Raw genomic sequence first — 16,210 nt, forward strand, 5'->3', positions numbered from 1 at the left:
GGCCGTTTCAGTGGCCTTTGCTTTTTCTGATACTGCATGGCTTTGGACCCTCTCGTCGAACTGCGTGACGTCACCTTTGGCTACGGCGACCGGCCCATTCTGGATGGCCTGTCGCTGGCCGTGCCGCGCGGCAAGGTCACGGCCCTCATGGGGGCTTCTGGGGGCGGGAAGACCACGGTGCTGCGCCTGATCGGGGGGCAACAGCGGGCGCAAGCCGGCGAGGTGCTGTTCGATGGCCAGGACGTGGGCCGCATGAGCCCCCAGGCCCTGTACGCGATGCGCCGGCGCATGGGCATGTTGTTCCAATTCGGCGCCCTGTTCACCGATCTGAACGTGTTCGACAACGTGGCTTTTCCGTTGCGCGAGCACACGCGCCTGAGCGAAGCGTTGATCCGCGACATCGTGCTCATGAAGCTCGACGCCGTGGGACTGCGCGGGGCCCGCGATCTGATGCCCTCTGAAATTTCCGGCGGCATGAGCCGGCGCGTGGCGCTGGCCCGAGCCATCGCCCTGGACCCGGAACTGGTGATGTATGACGAGCCGTTTGCCGGCCTGGACCCGATTTCGCTGGGCACCGCGGCGCGGTTGATCCGCCGCCTCAATGACGCCATGGGCTTGACCAGCCTGGTCGTCTCGCACGATCTGGACGAAACCTTTGCCATCGCCGACCATGTGGTCGTGCTGGCCAATGGCCGCATCGCCGCCCAGGGCACGCCCGAAGCGGTGCGCCACAGCACCGATCCGCTGGTGCACCAGTTCGTCCACGCCGAGCCCGAAGGGCCGGTGCATTTCCATTACCCGGCCGCCAGCGCGGCCGACGACTATGGCCTCGGAGGACGCCCATGAGCCGTGCCGGACTGTCGGAAATCGGCTTTGCCGTGCGGGTGTGGCTGGCCAATATCGGCTATGGCGCCCGGTTGTTCGTGCGCCTGTTCTGGCTGCTGGGGGCGGCGCTGCGCCGATTTGCCCTCGTGCGCGAGCAAATCCATTTTCTGGGCAATTATTCGCTGGCCATCATCGGGGTGTCCGGCCTGTTCGTGGGGTTTGTGCTGGCCCTGCAGGGGTATTACACCTTACAGCGTTTTGGCTCCACCGAGGCCCTAGGGCTGCTGGTGGCGCTGAGCCTGGTGCGTGAGTTGGGGCCGGTGATTGGCGCGCTCCTCTTCGCGGGCCGGGCCGGCACATCGCTGACGGCCGAAATCGGCCTCATGAAGGCGGGCGAACAGCTCAGCGCCATGGAGATGATGGCCGTGGACCCGGTCGAGCGCATCCTGGCGCCACGCTTCTGGGCCGGCGTGATCGTGTTGCCCGTGCTCACGGCCGTCTTCAGCGCCGTGGGCATCATCGGCGGCTGGATCGTCAGCGTGCCTTTGCTTGGCGTCGATGGCGGCGCTTTCTGGAGCCAGATGCAAGCCGGCGTGGATGTGTGGAGCGACATTGGCAACAGCGTCGTCAAGAGTCTGGTGTTTGGCGTGACCGTGACCTTCGTGGCCTTGCTGCAGGGCTATGTGGCCACGCCCACGCCCGAAGGGGTGTCGCGTGCCACCACCCGCACGGTGGTGATGGCGTCGCTGTCGGTGCTGGGCTTGGACTTCGTCCTGACGGCGCTGATGTTCGGTATTTGAGCAGGAGAGTGAGCATGCAACGCTCGGTCAAGGATGTGTGGGTCGGCCTTTTCGTGCTGCTGGGCGCGCTGGCGCTGCTGTTTCTGTCGTTGCAGGCGGCCAATCTGCTGAACCTGAGTTTTCAGAAGACCTATCAGGTCACGGCCCGCTTCGACAACATTGGCGGACTCAAGCCGCGCGCCGCCGTGCGCAGCGCTGGCGTGCTGGTGGGCCGGGTCGAGTCCATCCGCTTCAACGACCAGACCTTTCAGGCCGACGTGGTGCTGGCGCTGGAATCGCGCTATGCTTTCCCGAAAGACAGTTCGTTCAAGATTCTGACCAGCGGGTTGCTGGGTGAGCAGTACATCGGCATCGAGCCTGGCGGGTCGGATGAAAACCTGGCCCCCGGGGATGTGATCACGCTCACCCAGTCGGCCGTGGTGTTGGAGAACCTGATTGGCCAGTTTCTGTTCAACCGGGCGGCCGATGCCGCCGGGGGAGCGGCACAGGAATGAAGCGTCAACCATCGACAGGGAGTGAAGGGAATACACCATGAAGGCAAGAACCCGTCTGGGCGCAGGCTTGCTGGCGTTGCTGCTGTTGGGCGGCTGCGCCACCGGGCCCCATGCCCATCCACAAGACCCGCTGGAGCCGCTCAACCGCCGCGTGATGCGTTTCAACGACGGGCTGGATCAGGCCGTGGTTCGTCCGGTGGCCGTCGCTTACCGCGACACCGTGCCGTCGCCCATCCGCACCGGGGTGAACAACTTCTTTGGCAACCTGCGGGACTTCTGGTCCTTCGTCAACGCGGTGCTGCAGGCCCGTCCTCAGCAGGCGGCCGAGAACTTCATGCGCTTCAACGTCAACACCTTCTTCGGCTTGGGCGGCGTGCTGGACATCGCCACCGAGATGGGCATCGAACGCACCCCGCTCGACATGGGGCAGACGCTGGGGCGCTGGGGCGTGCCCTCGGGGCCTTATCTGGTGCTGCCGTTTTTCGGGCCCTCATCGGTGCGCGATGGGGTGGGGCTGGTGCTCGACCGCCAGGGTGACCTCATCGCCCAAGGGGTGGACCACGTGCCTACCCGCAACTCACTGTATGCCCTGCGTATCACCGATACCCGCGTGGTGCTGTTGCCGGCGACCGACATGCTCGACCGCGTCGCGCTGGACCGCTACACCTTCACCCGCGACGCCTACCTGCAGCGCCGCGCGGCGCAAATCAGCGGCCAGCCGCCCGAGGAGCGCTACGACCTGGACGAATGAGCCGGTGACAAACGTGACCGGAGGTAACGCGAGGAAACTCGGCGGGCCCCATCCGTTCACAATGAACAGCACATGAATGCAAGGAAATTCGCGATGAATCCCATTGTTGTTGGACGCATGACACGCCGCCAGGGGCTTGCCTGGCTGGGTTGGGGGGCCTTGGCCGCTGCCGTGCCCCAAGCGGGGTGGGCGCAGCCCATCGAAGCGCCTGACGCCCTGATCGAGCGGGTGGCCGGGCAGGTCATCGATCTGGTCAAGGCCGATGCCGCTTTGCGCGGCGGTGACATGGGGCGCATCATGGAGCTGGTCGATACCAAGCTCATGCCGCACGTCAATTTCACCCGCATGACCGCTTCGGCCGTGGGCCGGTTTTGGCGTCAGGCCACGCCCGAGCAGCGCCAGCGTCTGCAAGAGGAGTTCAAAACCCTGCTGGTGCGCACGTATGCCGGCGCCCTCGGGCAGCTGACCGATCAGACGCTGGCCGTGCGGCCCCTGCGCGCCCAGCCGAGCGACACCGAAGTGGTGGTACGCTCCGAGCTGCGCGGGCGCGGCGATCCGGTCCAGATCGACTACCGCATGGAAAAGACCGCCAACGGCTGGAAGGTGTTCGACATCAATGTGTTGGGCATCTGGCTGGTGGAAACCTATCGCGGGCAGTTCACCCAAGAGATCAACGCGCGCGGCATCGACGGCCTGATCGCGGCCTTGGCCGAGCGCAACCGCGGCACGGGCCGCTCCTGATGGCGCTGACATGAGCACGGCCGCGCTGCCCCCTTTGCCTTCCCGCCTCACCCACGAGGAGGCGGACGCCTACGTGCGTCAATGCCGGGCGGCACTGGCTGTGGGGTCGGCGCTGCGCGGCCAGCCGGTCTGGCCGGTGGACGCGAGCGCCTTGCAGCGCTTCGACTCGGCCGCGCTGGCCGCTTTGCTGGCGGTGGGGCGGATGGCGCATCAGGAGGGTGCGCGCCTGCAGGTGCAGGGCATGCCGGATCGCCTCAAAGAGCTGGCCGCCCTGTACGGTGTGGGTGAACTGTTGCCCGCGTAAAATGTCGGGCTCATGTCCGCCGTCTCCTTCCAAAACGTTTCCAAAACCTACATCACGCCCCGCGGCGAATTTCAGGCCCTCAAGGGCGTGACCTTCGACATCGAGCCGGGCGAGTTCTTCGGGCTGCTGGGTCCCAACGGGGCGGGCAAGACGACGCTCATCAGCATCCTGGCCGGCTTGGTGCGCGCCAGTGGCGGGCGTGTGTCGGTGCATGGCGCCGATGTGCAGGCCGATTACGCCCAGGCCCGGCGGCGCCTGGGCGTGGTGCCCCAGGAACTGGTGTTCGACCCGTTCTTCACCGTGCGGGAGGCCCTGCGTTTCCAGTCAGGTTACTTCGGCATTCGCGACAACGGCGACTGGATCGACGAATTGCTCGACGGGTTGGGGCTGGCCGACAAGGCCGGCGCGAACATGCGCCAGCTCTCGGGCGGGATGAAACGGCGCGTGCTGGTGGCGCAGGCGCTGGTGCACCGGCCACCGGTGATCGTGCTGGACGAGCCGACCGCCGGCGTGGACGTGGAACTGCGCCAGACGCTGTGGCAGTTCGTCTCCAAGCTCAACAAGCAGGGCAGCACGGTGCTGCTGACCACCCACTATCTGGAAGAAGCCGAAGCCCTGTGCGGGCGCATTGCGATGCTCAAGCAAGGGCAGGTCATTGCCTTGGAAAAAACCTCCGAGCTTCTCAGGCGCGCCTCGGCCAAGGTGCTGCGCTTCAAGACCGACAACCCCTTGCCCGAGGCGCTGGCCGCCCAGGCGCGGGTGACGGGCCGCTTCGTGCAGTTGCCGGTGCACGACGCCGCCGAGGTCGAGCGGCTGCTGGCGGCGGTGCGTGAAGCCGGGCTGGTGGTAGAGGACATCGAGGTGAGCAAGGCCGATCTGGAAGATGTGTTCCTGGATCTGATGACCGGACAGGGCGCCACGCCGCCCGCCCAGGAGGCGCTGGCATGAGCGGCTGGCAAACCCTGTTTTACAAAGAGGTGCTGCGCTTTTGGAAGGTGGGCTTCCAGACCGTGGCGGCACCGGTGATGACGGCCATTCTGTATCTGCTGATCTTCGGCCACGTGCTGGACGAGCATGTGCAGGTGTACGAAGGCGTGAGCTACACCGCCTTCCTGCTGCCCGGGCTGGTGATGATGAGCGTGCTGCAAAATGCCTTCGCCAACAGTTCTTCCAGCCTCATCCAGAGCAAGGTCATGGGCAACCTGGTGTTCATCCTGCTCACGCCGCTGTCGCACCGGGCCTGGTTCGTGGCCTATGTGGGCTCTTCCATCGTGCGGGGGCTGGTCGTGGGCTTGGGTGTGCTGCTGGTCACCGTCTGGTTCACCGATTTGAGCTTCGTGGCGCCGTGGTGGATCGTGGTGTTTGCCGTGCTGGGTGCTGGCCTGCTGGGTGCCTTGGGTGTGATTGCCGGCCTGTGGGCCGAGAAGTTCGACCAGATGGCGGCGTTTCAGAATTTCATCATCATGCCCGCCACCTTTCTGAGTGGCGTGTTCTACTCCATTCACTCCTTGCCTGGCTTCTGGCAGCAGGTCAGTCACCTCAACCCGTTTTTCTACATGATCGACGGTTTTCGCTACGGCTTTTTCGGGCAGGGCGACGTCTCTCCCTGGCTGAGCCTGGGCATCGTCGGCGCCGCTTTTGCGGCGGTGGGCGGGTTGGCCTTGCACCTGCTCAAGACGGGCTACAAAATCCGGCATTGATCCCCCACTCCCATGACGGCTGAAGAACTCCAATCCCTCATTGCCGCGGGCCTGCCCTGTGAGCACATCGAAGTCTCGGGCGATGGGCGCCACTGGTCGGCGCTGATCGTCTCGCCTGCCTTCGAAGGGCGGCGCGCCATCCAGCGCCATCAGATGGTGTATGCCACGCTGGGGCAACGCATCCACACCGACGAAGTGCACGCCTTGTCGATGAAAACCCTCACGCCCGCCGAATGGGCGGCCCAACGCTGAACGCGCCATGGACCAACTGCGTATCCGCGGCGGAAGCCGCCTCCACGGTGAGATCACCGTCTCTGGCGCCAAGAACGCCGCCTTGCCCGAGCTGTGCGCCGCGCTGCTGACCGACCAGCCGGTGATGCTGCGCAACGTGCCACGCCTGCGTGACGTGGCCACCATGCGCAAGCTGCTCGAAAACATGGGCGTGCAAACCCAGGCCCACGGCGAGCGTGGTGGCTTGACCCTGCACGCCGCCGGGCCCATCGAGCCATTGGCACCCTACGACCTGGTCAAGACCATGCGCGCTTCGGTGCTGGTGCTCGGGCCGCTGTTGGCCCGTTTCGGGCAGGCCAAGGTGTCGCTGCCCGGTGGCTGCGCGATCGGTTCGCGCCCGGTGGACCAGCACATCAAGGGCTTGCAGGCCATGGGGGCCGACATCGTGGTCGAGCACGGCTACATGGTGGCTCGGTTGCCGCAGGGGCAGCGGCGGCTCAAAGGCGCGCGCATCACCACCGACATGATCACCGTCACCGGCACCGAAAACCTGCTGATGGCGGCCACCTTGGCCGAGGGCGAAACCATTCTGGAAAACGCCGCCCAAGAGCCGGAGGTGACCGATCTGGCGGAAATGCTCATCAAGATGGGCGCGAACATCGAAGGCCACGGCAGCAGCCGCATTCGCATCCAAGGGGTGGAGCGGCTCGATGGCTGCGACCATGCCGTGGTGTCCGATCGGATCGAGGCCGGCACCTTCCTGTGCGCCGTCGCGGCCACGGGCGGCGAGGCCGTGTTGCGCCACGCCCGTGGCGATCACCTGGATGCGGTCATCGACAAGCTGCGTGACGCTGGCGTGGCGGTCGAGGTCCGGGGCGATGCGGTCCGTGTGGCCTCGCCTGGGGCGGCCCAGCTCAAGGCGCAGAGTTTTCGCACCACCGAATACCCGGGCTTCCCGACCGACATGCAGGCGCAGTTCATGGCCTTGAACTGCGTGGCGCAAGGGGCCAGCAGCGTGACCGAGACCATCTTCGAAAACCGCTTCATGCACGTGCAAGAGTTGCAGCGGCTGGGGGCCAAAATCCACATCGATGGCCGAGTGGCGCTGGTCGAAGGGGTGCCGCGGCTGTCGGGGGCGACCGTCATGGCCACCGATCTCCGGGCTTCGGCCAGCTTGGTGATTGCCGGCCTGGTGGCTGAGGGCGAGACCGTGGTGGACCGGATCTACCACCTCGACCGTGGTTACGACCAGATGGAAGTGAAGCTGCGCGCCCTGGGCGCGGACATTGAAAGGCTGTCATGAGCGCCAGCCCTCAGCCCCAGGCCCTGACCCTGGCCTTGTCCAAAGGCCGCATCTTCGAGGAAACCCTGCCCCTGCTGGCGGCCGCTGGCATCGAGGTGCTGGAAGATCCGGAAAAATCCCGCAAGCTCATTCTGCCCACCAACCGGCCCGACGTGCGCGTGGTGCTGGTGCGCGCCTCCGACGTGCCCACCTACGTGCAGTACGGCGGCGCCGATCTGGGCGTGTGCGGCAAAGACACCCTGCTGGAGCACGAAGCCGAGTGGGGCGGGGCCGGCAACGTCGGGCTGTACCAGCCGCTGGACTTGGGTATCGCCAAATGCCGCATGAGCGTGGCCGTGCGTGCCGACTTCGACTACGCCCACGCCGTGCGTCAGGGCGCGCGCCTGAAAGTGGCCACCAAGTACGTGGCCATTGCGCGGGAGTTTTTTGCCAGCAAAGGCGTGCATGTGGACCTGATCAAGCTCTACGGCAGCATGGAGTTGGCCCCGCTCACCGGCTTGGCCGATGCCATCGTGGACCTGGTGTCCACCGGCAACACCCTCAAGGCCAACCACCTGGTCGAAGTCGAGCGCATCATGGACATTTCGTCTCGCCTGGTCGTCAACCAGAGCGCCCTCAAAGTCAAGCGCGAGGCCCTGCGCCCCATTTTGGATGCCTTTGCCCGCGCCAGCCAGCCACAAGGAGCCAGCGCATGAGCCTTTCCGTTGCGTCCGCGCGGCCGCTGCGCTTGAGCACGGCCGAGGCCGACTTCGAAACCCGCTTTGCCCAGCGCCTGCATTGGTCGGCCGAGACGGATGCCGCCATCGAGCAGCGGGTGGCCGACATCCTGGCCGATGTGAAAGCCCGCGGCGATGCGGCCGTGCTGGCGTACACCCAACGCTTCGATGGCCTGAGCGCCGCCAGCCTGACCGAACTGGAGCTGACCCAGGCCGAACTGAAAGCCGCGTTCGACGGCCTGCCTCCCGCGCAGCGCGATGCTTTGCAACAGGCGGCCGACCGGATACGCCGCTACCACGAGGCACAAAAAAAGGCCAGCGGCGAAAGCTGGACCTACCGCGACGAGGACGGCACCCTGCTGGGCCAGAAAGTCACCCCGCTGGACCGCGTGGGCATCTACGTGCCCGGTGGCAAGGCGGCCTACCCCAGCAGCGTGCTGATGAACGCCATCCCGGCCCACGTGGCCGGGGTCGGTGAGATCGTCATGGTCGTGCCCACCCCGCGCGGCGAGAAAAACCCCCTGGTGCTGGCCGCTGCCTACGTCGCTGGCGTCAGCCGTGCCTTCACCATTGGCGGGGCGCAGGCCGTGGCGGCGCTGGCCTACGGCACCCAGACCGTGCCCAAGGTGGATAAGATCACCGGCCCCGGCAACGCCTATGTCGCCAGCGCCAAGCGGCGGGTTTTCGGGCAGGTGGGCATCGACATGATTGCCGGCCCCAGTGAAATCCTGGTGCTGGCCGACGGCTCCACCCCGCCCGACTGGGTGGCCATGGACCTGTTTTCCCAAGCCGAGCACGACGAGCTGGCGCAGAGCATCCTGCTGTGCCCGGAGGCGGCCTACCTCGACGAGGTGCAGGCCGCCATCGACCGCTTGTTGCCCACCATGCCGCGCGCCGAGATCATTGCCAAGAGCTTGAACGGCCGGGGAGCGCTCATCCTCACCCGCAGCATGGAAGAAGCCTGCGACATCAGCAATCGTATCGCGCCCGAGCACCTGGAGGTGTCCAGCCGCGAGCCGCACCGTTGGGAGCCGCTGCTCAAGCACGCGGGCGCCATTTTCCTGGGGGCCTACACCAGCGAAAGTCTGGGTGACTACTGCGCCGGCCCCAACCATGTGCTGCCCACCAGCGGCACCGCCCGGTTTTCCAGCCCCCTGGGGGTGTACGACTTCCAAAAGCGCAGCAGCCTGATCGAAGTCAGTCCCGCGGGGGCACGGCGGCTGGGGCAAATCGCCTCGGTGCTGGCCCACGGGGAGGGCTTGCAGGCCCATGCCCGGGCCGCTGAAATGAGGGGCGACGCATGACCGGCTGGATGACTCCTGCTCTGGCCGATGTGCTGGCCCACCGCATCCGCCACGACGTCCAGGGCATGCACGCCTACGCGGTGCAGGATGCCGCCGGCATGATCAAGCTCGACGCGATGGAAAACCCTTACACCCTGCCCCCGGGCTTGCAGGTCGCCTTGGGTGAGCGGCTGGGCAGGGTGGCCATCAACCGCTACCCCGGCCCTCGGGTGGACGACTTGCGCCAGGCCCTGGCCCACCACGTCGATTTGCCGCCCGGCTGCGCCCTGATGCTGGGCAACGGCTCCGACGAGCTCATTTCGCTGTTGGCCATGGCTTGCGACGTGCCCGGCGCGTCCATCCTGGCGCCAGTGCCCGGCTTCGTGATGTATGCCATGAGCGCCCAGTTGCAGGGGCTGGCGTTTCACGGCGTGCCGTTGACGGCCGATTTCCAGTTGGACGAGCCGGCCATGCTCGCCGCGCTCCAGCTCCACCGCCCGGCCATCACCTACCTGGCCTACCCCAACAACCCGACCGCGAATTTGTGGGACGCCGCCGTCGTGCGCCGCCTGATCGCGGCGGCCGCCGAGGTGGGGGGGCTGGTGGTCATCGACGAAGCCTATCAACCGTTTGCCAGCCGCACGTGGCTCGACGAGATGCGTGCCGAGCCCCAGGCCCATGCCCACGTCCTGCTCATGCGCACCCTTTCCAAATTCGGCTTGGCCGGGGTGCGAATCGGCTACCTGATCGGTGCCCAGGCGCTGGTGCATGAGATCGACAAGGTGCGGCCACCCTACAACGTCAGCGCCCTCAACGCCGAATGCGCCCTGTTCGCGCTGGAGCATGCCGATGTGTTCGCCGCGCAGGCGGCCGACATCCGGGCCGAGCGCGACCGGCTCATCGCCGCGCTCGCCGAGTTGCCCGGGGTGCAGCCTTTTCCCAGCGAGGCCAACATGGTGCTGGTACGCGTGCCCGATGCCGACCGCCTCTTTGCCGCCCTGAAAGCGGCTGGCGTGCTGGTCAAGAATGTTTCTAAAATGCACCCATTGCTGGCGCGCTGTTTGCGCCTGACGGTGGGTACGCCCGCCGAAAACGCGCAGATGCTGCACGCCCTGCGCCAAGCCCTGTAACGCCGTGACTTCATCATTGCCCGCCACCTTGCCGCATGCCGCGCCGCGCCGCGCCGACGTGCAGCGCCGCACCGCCGAGACACAGATCCGCGTGGCCCTCAACCTCGACGGCACCGGCCAATCGCGTCTGCACACCGGCATCGGTTTCCTCGACCACATGCTCGACCAGATCGCTCGGCATGGGCTCATCGACCTGGAGGTGCACTGCGATGGCGACCTGCACATCGACGGTCACCACACCGTGGAGGACATCGGCATCACCCTCGGCCAGGCGTTGGCGCAGGCCGTGGGCGACAAGCGCGGCATCCGTCGCTACGGCCACGCGTATGTGCCCCTGGACGAGGCGCTCAGCCGCGTGGTGGTGGATTTTTCCGGACGTCCGGGCCTGCACATGGAGGTGCGCTTCACCGCCGCCATGATCGGGCAACTCGACACCCAGCTGGTCTACGAGTTCTTCCAGGGCCTCGTCAACCATGCCGGGGTGACGCTGCACATCGACAACCTCAAGGGCGTCAACGCACACCACCAGTGCGAGACGATCTTCAAGGCCTTTGCCCGCGCCCTGCGCTCCGCGCTCGAATGCGATCCGCGCCTGGGTGATGTGGTCCCTTCCACCAAAGGTTCCCTGTGATGCCTTTCGCCGTGTTCATGCGCCTGAACCGCTTCCAACGATGAACCGACAGACCGTGGCCGTGGTCGATTACGGCATGGGCAATTTGCGCTCCGTGGCGCAGGCCGTCATCCACGCGGCGACCGCCGTGGATCATGTGGACGTGGTCGTCACGTCCAGTCCACAAGTGGTGCGCGATGCCCACCGGGTGGTCTTGCCCGGGCAAGGGGCCATGCCAGACTGCATGGCCGAGCTGGCCCGCAGCGGCCTGCAAGAGGCCGTGCTCGATGCCGCGGCCCGCAAACCGCTGTTCGGGGTGTGCGTGGGCATGCAGATGCTACTGGAGCACAGCGAGGAGGGCGACACCCCCGGGCTGGGGCTGATTCCGGGCGAAGTGGTGCGCTTTCGCCTGGAGGGGCGGACCCAACCCGACGGCAGCCGCTACAAAGTGCCCCAGATGGGTTGGAACCGGGTCTTCCACGATCTGGGCCGCGGCCCCGCCCATCCCATGTGGCAGGGCATTGCCGATGGCAGCTATTTCTATTTCGTCCACAGTTTCTACGCCCGCCCGGCCCAGGCGGCGCACAGCGTGGGCGAGACGGAATACGGCATCCGCTTTGCGTGCGCCGTGGCCCGCGACAACCTGTTTGCCACCCAGTTCCATCCCGAAAAAAGCGCCGACCAGGGGTTGGCGCTGTATCGCAACTTCCTGCACTGGAACCCCTGACCTTTTGTTTCTTCGCCCAAGACGACGACCGCCATGCTGCTGATTCCCGCCATCGACCTCAAAGACGGCCAATGCGTGCGCCTCAAACAAGGCGACATGGACCAATCCACCGTGTTCGGCGATGACCCGGCCGCCATGGCGCGCAACTGGGTCAGCAAAGGCGCGCGGCGTGTCCATCTGGTGGATCTCAACGGGGCGTTTGCCGGCAAGCCCAAAAACGAATCGGCCATCCGCGCCATCCTCAAAGAAGTCGGCGACGAAGTGGACGTGCAGCTGGGCGGCGGCATCCGCGACCTCGATACCATCGAGCGCTACCTGGACGCGGGCTTGCGCTACGTCATCATCGGCACCGCCGCGGTGAAGAATCCGGGTTTTTTGCAGGATGCCTGTACCGCGTTTCCGGGACACATCATCGTGGGGCTGGATGCCAAGGACGGCAAGGTGGCCACCGACGGCTGGAGCAAGCTCACGGGCCATGAAGTGGTGGACCTGGGCAAGAAGTTCGAGGACTACGGCGTGGAATCCATCGTCTACACCGACATTGGCCGTGACGGCATGCTCAGCGGCATCAACATCGAAGCCACCGTCAAATTGGCCCAGGCGTTGACCATCCCTGTCATTGCCTCCGGTGGATTGTCCAACCTGGAAGACATCCGCCAGCTCTGCGCGGTGGAGGACGAAGGCGTCGAAGGCGTCATCTGCGGTCGTGCCATCTACAGCGGCGAACTCGACTTCGAGGCCGCGCAGCGCCTGGCCGACGAACTCAACGGATAACCTCCCGTCGCTTGCCCATGCTGGCCAAACGCATCATCCCCTGCCTGGACGTGACCGGTGGCCGTGTGGTCAAAGGGGTCAATTTCGTCGAACTGCGCGACGCCGGCGACCCGGTCGAGATCGCGGCACGCTACAACGAGCAAGGTGCCGACGAGCTGACCTTCCTCGACATCACCGCCACCAGCGATGGGCGAGACCTGATCCTGCCGATCATCGAAGCCGTGGCCAGCCAGGTGTTCATTCCCCTGACCGTGGGGGGTGGCGTGCGCACGGTCGAGGACGTGCGCCGGCTGCTCAACGCCGGTGCCGACAAGGTCAGCTTCAACTCCGCGGCCATCGCCAACCCGCAGGTCATCCGCGATGCCTCGGCCAAGTACGGCTCGCAATGCATCGTGGTGGCCATCGACGCCAAGCGCCGCGCGCCCGAGGACGAGCAACGTCCGGCGGCCGACGGGCGCCCCGTGGGGCCGGGCTGGGACGTGTACAGCCATGGCGGGCGCAAAAATGTCGGGCTCGACGCCGTGGCCTGGGCCCGGCAGATGGCCGAGCATGGGGCGGGAGAAATCCTGCTGACCAGCATGGACCGAGACGGCACCAAAAGCGGCTTCGACCTGGCGCTGACCCGCGCGGTGAGTGAGGCCATCGACATCCCGGTGATTGCTTCTGGCGGCGTGGGGAGTCTGGACCACCTGGCCGATGGGGTGCAGCAGGGCGGCGCCGATGCGGTGCTGGCGGCAAGTATCTTCCACTATGGCGAATACACCATTGCCCAGGCCAAGCGACGCATGGCCGAGCGTGGCATCGCGGTCCGGCTTTGAAGGAGGGCGACGCATGGATTGGCTGGATCAGGTGAAATGGGACCCGCAGGGGTTGGTGCCTGTGATCGCGCAAGAGCAGGCCACGGGTGACGTGTTGATGTTCGCCTGGATGAACCGCGAGGCATTGCAACAAACCGCCGAGCAGGGGCGGGCGGTGTATTACAGCCGTTCGCGTGGCAAACTCTGGTACAAAGGCGAGGAATCCGGCCATGTCCAGGTGGTGCACGAGATCCGGCTCGACTGTGACCAGGACGTGGTCCTGCTCAAAGTCACCCAACTTGGGCACCAGCCGGGCATTGCCTGCCACACCGGGCGGCACAGCTGCTTTTTCCAGCGGTATGTGCCAGACGGGGGTGGGCGCTGGGAGACGGTCGAGCCCGTGATCAAGGCCCCGGAGGCCATTTACCGCAAGGAGGGGTGAGGTGATGAAACGCTGGATCTGTCTGCTGGGCGTCGCCCTGGCGTTGTCGGCCCATGCCCAGGACCCCAAAGCCGCGGTCAATGTGTACGCCCAGTGCGAGAACGATTCCGTGGGTACCCGGATTGCCTACTTCGTCAAGGAGTCCATACGCAAATCCTCTGCCTACCGGATCGAGGAGGAATACCCCAAAGCCGGCTACCAAATCAGTATTGTCTGTCTCAGACCCGGGGCCAACGATGCGGGCGTGCTCTCCATCTTCTCTTACAGCTACGTGGCGCTGAATTTCCGTCCCAAGGGGTACTATGACTACCACATCACCCATGGTGTCTACCGCTGTGGTTCAAACCGGGTGGAAGGCTGCGCGCAGGACATCGTGGCCAGCTTCGACAAGGACGTCGGTGAGATGAGGGCCCGCATCTCGCGGGGCGAATTCGACCCATTTTGAACCACCATGACCACGGATGTATTGGGCCGACTGGCCGAAGTGATCGAAACGCGCAAGCCCGACCGGGGCGGCGACCCCGAAACCAGCTACGTGGCGCGCTTGCTGCACAAAGGGCCCGACGCTTTTCTCAAAAAGATCACCGAGGAGGCGGGCGAGGTCGTCATGGCGGCCAAGGATTTGCAGCACGGCAGCGGCACCGCCCAGGCGCTGGTGGGCGAAGTGGCCGATCTGTGGTTTCACAGCATGATCGCGCTGTCCCACTTCGGGCTGCGCCCGGCGGATGTCGTGGCCGAACTCGCCCGCCGTGAAGGCATCGGCGGGCTGGAAGAAAAAGCCTTGCGCAAGGCGCGAGAGCGTGAGGCGCAGGAGGCCGCACGTGCCGCAACCACCCGCTAAAACCGTACAAGGACTGACATGAACGACTACCGCACGTACGACGTGGTGGCCAAGACGCCGGAACAACTCGCCAGCCTGCGCCGCATTACCCTGGTGGTGTACATCCTGTACGCCTTGTCCTGGCTGATCGGTATCAGCGCCATCGTGGCCATCGTCATCAATTACGTCAAGCGTGAGGATGCGGCCGGCACCCTGTACGAGAGTCATTTCACCTGGCAGATCCGCACCTTCTGGTGGGCATTGCTGTGGTGTGTGGTGGGGGTGTTGTCCCTGGTCGTTCTGGTGGGCGCGGTGATTCTCTTTGCGACTGCCGTCTGGTCGATTTACCGCATTGTCAAGGGCTGGTTGTACTGGAACGACCACAAGCCCATGCCGGTCTGACCGGTGCCACTGTCCTGTTTGCCATGAGCCAAGACCCAAACTGCATTTTTTGCAAAATCATTGCCGGTCAGATTCCGAGCCGCAAGGTGTATGAAGATGACGAGATTCTGGCCTTTCACGACATCCACCCCTGGGCACCGGTGCATTTTCTGATGGTGCCTAAACTGCATATTCCCTCGATGGCGCAACTGACGCCGGCGCACGAGCAGCTGATGGGGCGAATCATGCTGTTGGCACCCCGGCTGGCGCTGGAGCAGGGTTGCCGCCCTTACCCGGAAGGGGGCTTTCGCATCGTGGCCAACACCGGTGCCGAGGGCGGCCAGGAGGTGCATCACCTGCATGTGCACGTCATGGGCGGGCCACGGCCCTGGGCCAAGGGCTGATCCCCGGCTTCGGGTCTGCCCCAGGGGGCGGAATCCATCAGTCTTCACGCATATCTGGGACAATACCGTTGAAGACGCCCGGATGAACCTCTGGCGCGACTTAGAATCCTTTCATCATGGGGTCCCAAGCCCCGACTCTGGAGTGTAGACATGGGTACGTTTTCCATTTGGCACTGGTTGGTGGTGCTGCTGATCGTGGTGCTGGTGTTTGGCACCAAGAAGCTCAAGAACATCGGCTCCGATCTGGGCAGCGCGGTCAAGGGGTTCAAGGACGGCATGAAAGACGGCGGGACCCCCGAGTCCGCCTCCACCACCACGACCACGGCACAGGTGGGGCAGGACAAGCCGGCAGCCGAGAAAACCACCATCGACGTCGAGGCCAAGACCAAAAGCTGAGGGCGTTGCCCCATCGCTGCCGCCACCTTGCAGGGTGGCGTGGAACACTCGTTGTGAAGGCGCTGCATGATTGACTTGGGCATTTCCAAGCTGGCCCTGATCGGGGTGGTGGCTCTGGTGGTGATCGGACCGGAGAAGCTGCCGCGGGTGGCTCGCACGGTCGGTACGCTGCTGGGCAAGGCGCAGCGCTATGTGGCCGAAGTCAAGGCCGAGGTCAACCGCACGATGGAGCTCGAAGAGCTCAAGAAGATGAAGGAGTCGGTGGAAAGCGCTGCCCGCGATGTCGAGTCCTCCATCCACCAGACGGCCAACGATTTCGAGAAGGAATGGTCCGAGGTGACGGCGGGGCTGGAAAATGCTTCATCGACCACCTTCAACCCCTCTGACGCCTACTCCATCGGCTCGCCGGTGTACCCCGAGTACAAGCATCCGAAGAAAAACTTCCGCCTCAAGCAAAAGGCGGTGCCCCAGTGGTTCAAGGCCCGCACCGGCATTCGCACCCGGGCGTTGTCGGGTGCCGCTCGTGTGGCGCGCTTTCGGCCCAAGTCCCGTTCGTTCTGATCGTTTCGCACACCCCACTC

General features: G+C 65.3%; 24 protein-coding genes. All 24 read left to right on the plus strand.

All coding sequences use genetic code 11. The features are described from left to right. The first annotated feature begins 36 nt into the window (after nt 1-36). Nucleotides 37-846, plus strand: coding sequence for an ABC transporter ATP-binding protein (locus tag DFR43_RS07415; RefSeq protein ID WP_133597213.1), 810 nt, complete (start codon nt 37-39; stop codon nt 844-846). Next, nucleotides 843-1,625: a lipid asymmetry maintenance ABC transporter permease subunit MlaE gene (gene mlaE / locus DFR43_RS07420; protein ID WP_133597215.1), complete on the plus strand. Its 783-nt coding sequence runs from the start codon at nt 843-845 to the stop codon at nt 1,623-1,625. Before DFR43_RS07415 ends, mlaE begins: the two co-directional genes overlap by 4 nt. Before the next feature lie 14 nt (nt 1,626-1,639). Then, nucleotides 1,640-2,119: an outer membrane lipid asymmetry maintenance protein MlaD gene (mlaD, locus tag DFR43_RS07425; protein ID WP_133597218.1), complete on the plus strand. Its 480-nt coding sequence runs from the start codon at nt 1,640-1,642 to the stop codon at nt 2,117-2,119. Between the two features lie 37 nt (nt 2,120-2,156). Beyond that, the gene (locus DFR43_RS07430) at nt 2,157-2,870 is read left to right on the plus strand and encodes an MlaA family lipoprotein (protein WP_133597220.1); all 714 of its coding nucleotides are present in this window, start codon (nt 2,157-2,159) and stop codon (nt 2,868-2,870) included. Between the two features lie 117 nt (nt 2,871-2,987). Then, nucleotides 2,988-3,611, plus strand: coding sequence for an MlaC/ttg2D family ABC transporter substrate-binding protein (locus DFR43_RS07435; RefSeq protein ID WP_425471082.1), 624 nt, complete (start codon nt 2,988-2,990; stop codon nt 3,609-3,611). 10 nt (nt 3,612-3,621) lie between these two features. Then, nucleotides 3,622-3,915, plus strand: coding sequence for an STAS domain-containing protein (locus DFR43_RS07440; RefSeq protein ID WP_133597224.1), 294 nt, complete (start codon nt 3,622-3,624; stop codon nt 3,913-3,915). A gap of 12 nt (nt 3,916-3,927) precedes the next feature. After that, on the plus strand, nt 3,928-4,863 hold the full coding sequence (locus DFR43_RS07445) for an ABC transporter ATP-binding protein (protein ID WP_133597227.1): 936 nt from the start codon (nt 3,928-3,930) through the stop codon (nt 4,861-4,863). After that, complete coding sequence (locus DFR43_RS07450; protein WP_133597229.1) at nt 4,860-5,615, plus strand: ABC transporter permease; 756 nt, start codon at nt 4,860-4,862, stop codon at nt 5,613-5,615. Before DFR43_RS07445 ends, DFR43_RS07450 begins: the two co-directional genes overlap by 4 nt. 12 nt (nt 5,616-5,627) lie before the next feature. Then, nucleotides 5,628-5,867, plus strand: coding sequence for a BolA family protein (locus DFR43_RS07455; RefSeq protein ID WP_133597231.1), 240 nt, complete (start codon nt 5,628-5,630; stop codon nt 5,865-5,867). Nucleotides 5,868-5,874: 7 nt separating this feature from the next. Beyond that, a complete protein-coding gene (gene murA, locus DFR43_RS07460) occupies nt 5,875-7,149 on the plus strand; it encodes a UDP-N-acetylglucosamine 1-carboxyvinyltransferase (protein ID WP_133597233.1) in 1,275 nt (424 codons plus the stop codon). Next, nucleotides 7,146-7,844: an ATP phosphoribosyltransferase gene (hisG, locus tag DFR43_RS07465; protein WP_133597236.1), complete on the plus strand. Its 699-nt coding sequence runs from the start codon at nt 7,146-7,148 to the stop codon at nt 7,842-7,844. The genes murA and hisG overlap by 4 nt, the downstream gene beginning before the upstream one ends. After that, nucleotides 7,841-9,169, plus strand: a complete 1,329-nt coding sequence (gene hisD / locus DFR43_RS07470) for a histidinol dehydrogenase (protein WP_133597238.1) — start codon at nt 7,841-7,843, stop codon at nt 9,167-9,169. The genes hisG and hisD overlap by 4 nt, the downstream gene beginning before the upstream one ends. Before the next feature lie 8 nt (nt 9,170-9,177). Further along, nucleotides 9,178-10,278 carry a histidinol-phosphate transaminase gene (gene hisC / locus DFR43_RS07475; protein WP_133597361.1) on the plus strand — a complete coding sequence of 367 codons (1,101 nt, stop codon included), beginning with the start codon at nt 9,178-9,180 and terminating at the stop codon, nt 10,276-10,278. Between the two features lie 28 nt (nt 10,279-10,306). Then, nucleotides 10,307-10,909, plus strand: a complete 603-nt coding sequence (gene hisB, locus DFR43_RS07480) for an imidazoleglycerol-phosphate dehydratase HisB (RefSeq protein ID WP_133597363.1) — start codon at nt 10,307-10,309, stop codon at nt 10,907-10,909. A 40-nt stretch (nt 10,910-10,949) separates the two neighbouring features. After that, nucleotides 10,950-11,615, plus strand: coding sequence for an imidazole glycerol phosphate synthase subunit HisH (hisH, locus tag DFR43_RS07485; RefSeq protein ID WP_133597240.1), 666 nt, complete (start codon nt 10,950-10,952; stop codon nt 11,613-11,615). Nucleotides 11,616-11,648: 33 nt separating this feature from the next. Beyond that, nucleotides 11,649-12,389, plus strand: a complete 741-nt coding sequence (gene hisA / locus DFR43_RS07490) for a 1-(5-phosphoribosyl)-5-[(5-phosphoribosylamino)methylideneamino]imidazole-4-carboxamide isomerase (RefSeq protein ID WP_133597242.1) — start codon at nt 11,649-11,651, stop codon at nt 12,387-12,389. 17 nt (nt 12,390-12,406) lie between these two features. Next, nucleotides 12,407-13,207, plus strand: a complete 801-nt coding sequence (gene hisF / locus DFR43_RS07495; protein ID WP_133597244.1) for an imidazole glycerol phosphate synthase subunit HisF — start codon at nt 12,407-12,409, stop codon at nt 13,205-13,207. Between the two features lie 13 nt (nt 13,208-13,220). Further along, nucleotides 13,221-13,628 (plus strand): phosphoribosyl-AMP cyclohydrolase, encoded by a 408-nt coding sequence (gene hisI / locus DFR43_RS07500; RefSeq protein WP_133597246.1) that lies wholly within the window; start codon nt 13,221-13,223, stop codon nt 13,626-13,628. 4 nt (nt 13,629-13,632) lie between these two features. Further along, the gene (locus tag DFR43_RS07505) at nt 13,633-14,073 is read left to right on the plus strand and encodes a hypothetical protein (RefSeq protein ID WP_133597248.1); all 441 of its coding nucleotides are present in this window, start codon (nt 13,633-13,635) and stop codon (nt 14,071-14,073) included. A 6-nt stretch (nt 14,074-14,079) separates the two neighbouring features. Continuing rightward, a complete protein-coding gene (locus DFR43_RS07510) occupies nt 14,080-14,469 on the plus strand; it encodes a phosphoribosyl-ATP diphosphatase (RefSeq protein ID WP_133597250.1) in 390 nt (129 codons plus the stop codon). Between the two features lie 18 nt (nt 14,470-14,487). Beyond that, complete coding sequence (locus DFR43_RS07515; RefSeq protein ID WP_211338618.1) at nt 14,488-14,850, plus strand: DUF4870 family protein; 363 nt, start codon at nt 14,488-14,490, stop codon at nt 14,848-14,850. A 23-nt stretch (nt 14,851-14,873) separates the two neighbouring features. Next, entirely contained in the window at nt 14,874-15,233 is a 360-nt protein-coding gene (locus tag DFR43_RS07520; RefSeq protein WP_133597252.1) for a histidine triad nucleotide-binding protein, read from the plus strand. 150 nt (nt 15,234-15,383) lie between these two features. Next, nucleotides 15,384-15,629 (plus strand): Sec-independent protein translocase subunit TatA, encoded by a 246-nt coding sequence (gene tatA / locus DFR43_RS07525; protein WP_133597254.1) that lies wholly within the window; start codon nt 15,384-15,386, stop codon nt 15,627-15,629. A 66-nt stretch (nt 15,630-15,695) separates the two neighbouring features. Then, a complete protein-coding gene (gene tatB / locus DFR43_RS07530) occupies nt 15,696-16,190 on the plus strand; it encodes a Sec-independent protein translocase protein TatB (RefSeq protein ID WP_133597256.1) in 495 nt (164 codons plus the stop codon). Nucleotides 16,191-16,210 lie beyond the last annotated feature (20 nt).

The organism is Tepidicella xavieri, from assembly GCF_004363315.1.
GTDB classification, from domain to species: domain Bacteria; phylum Pseudomonadota; class Gammaproteobacteria; order Burkholderiales; family Burkholderiaceae_C; genus Tepidicella; species Tepidicella xavieri.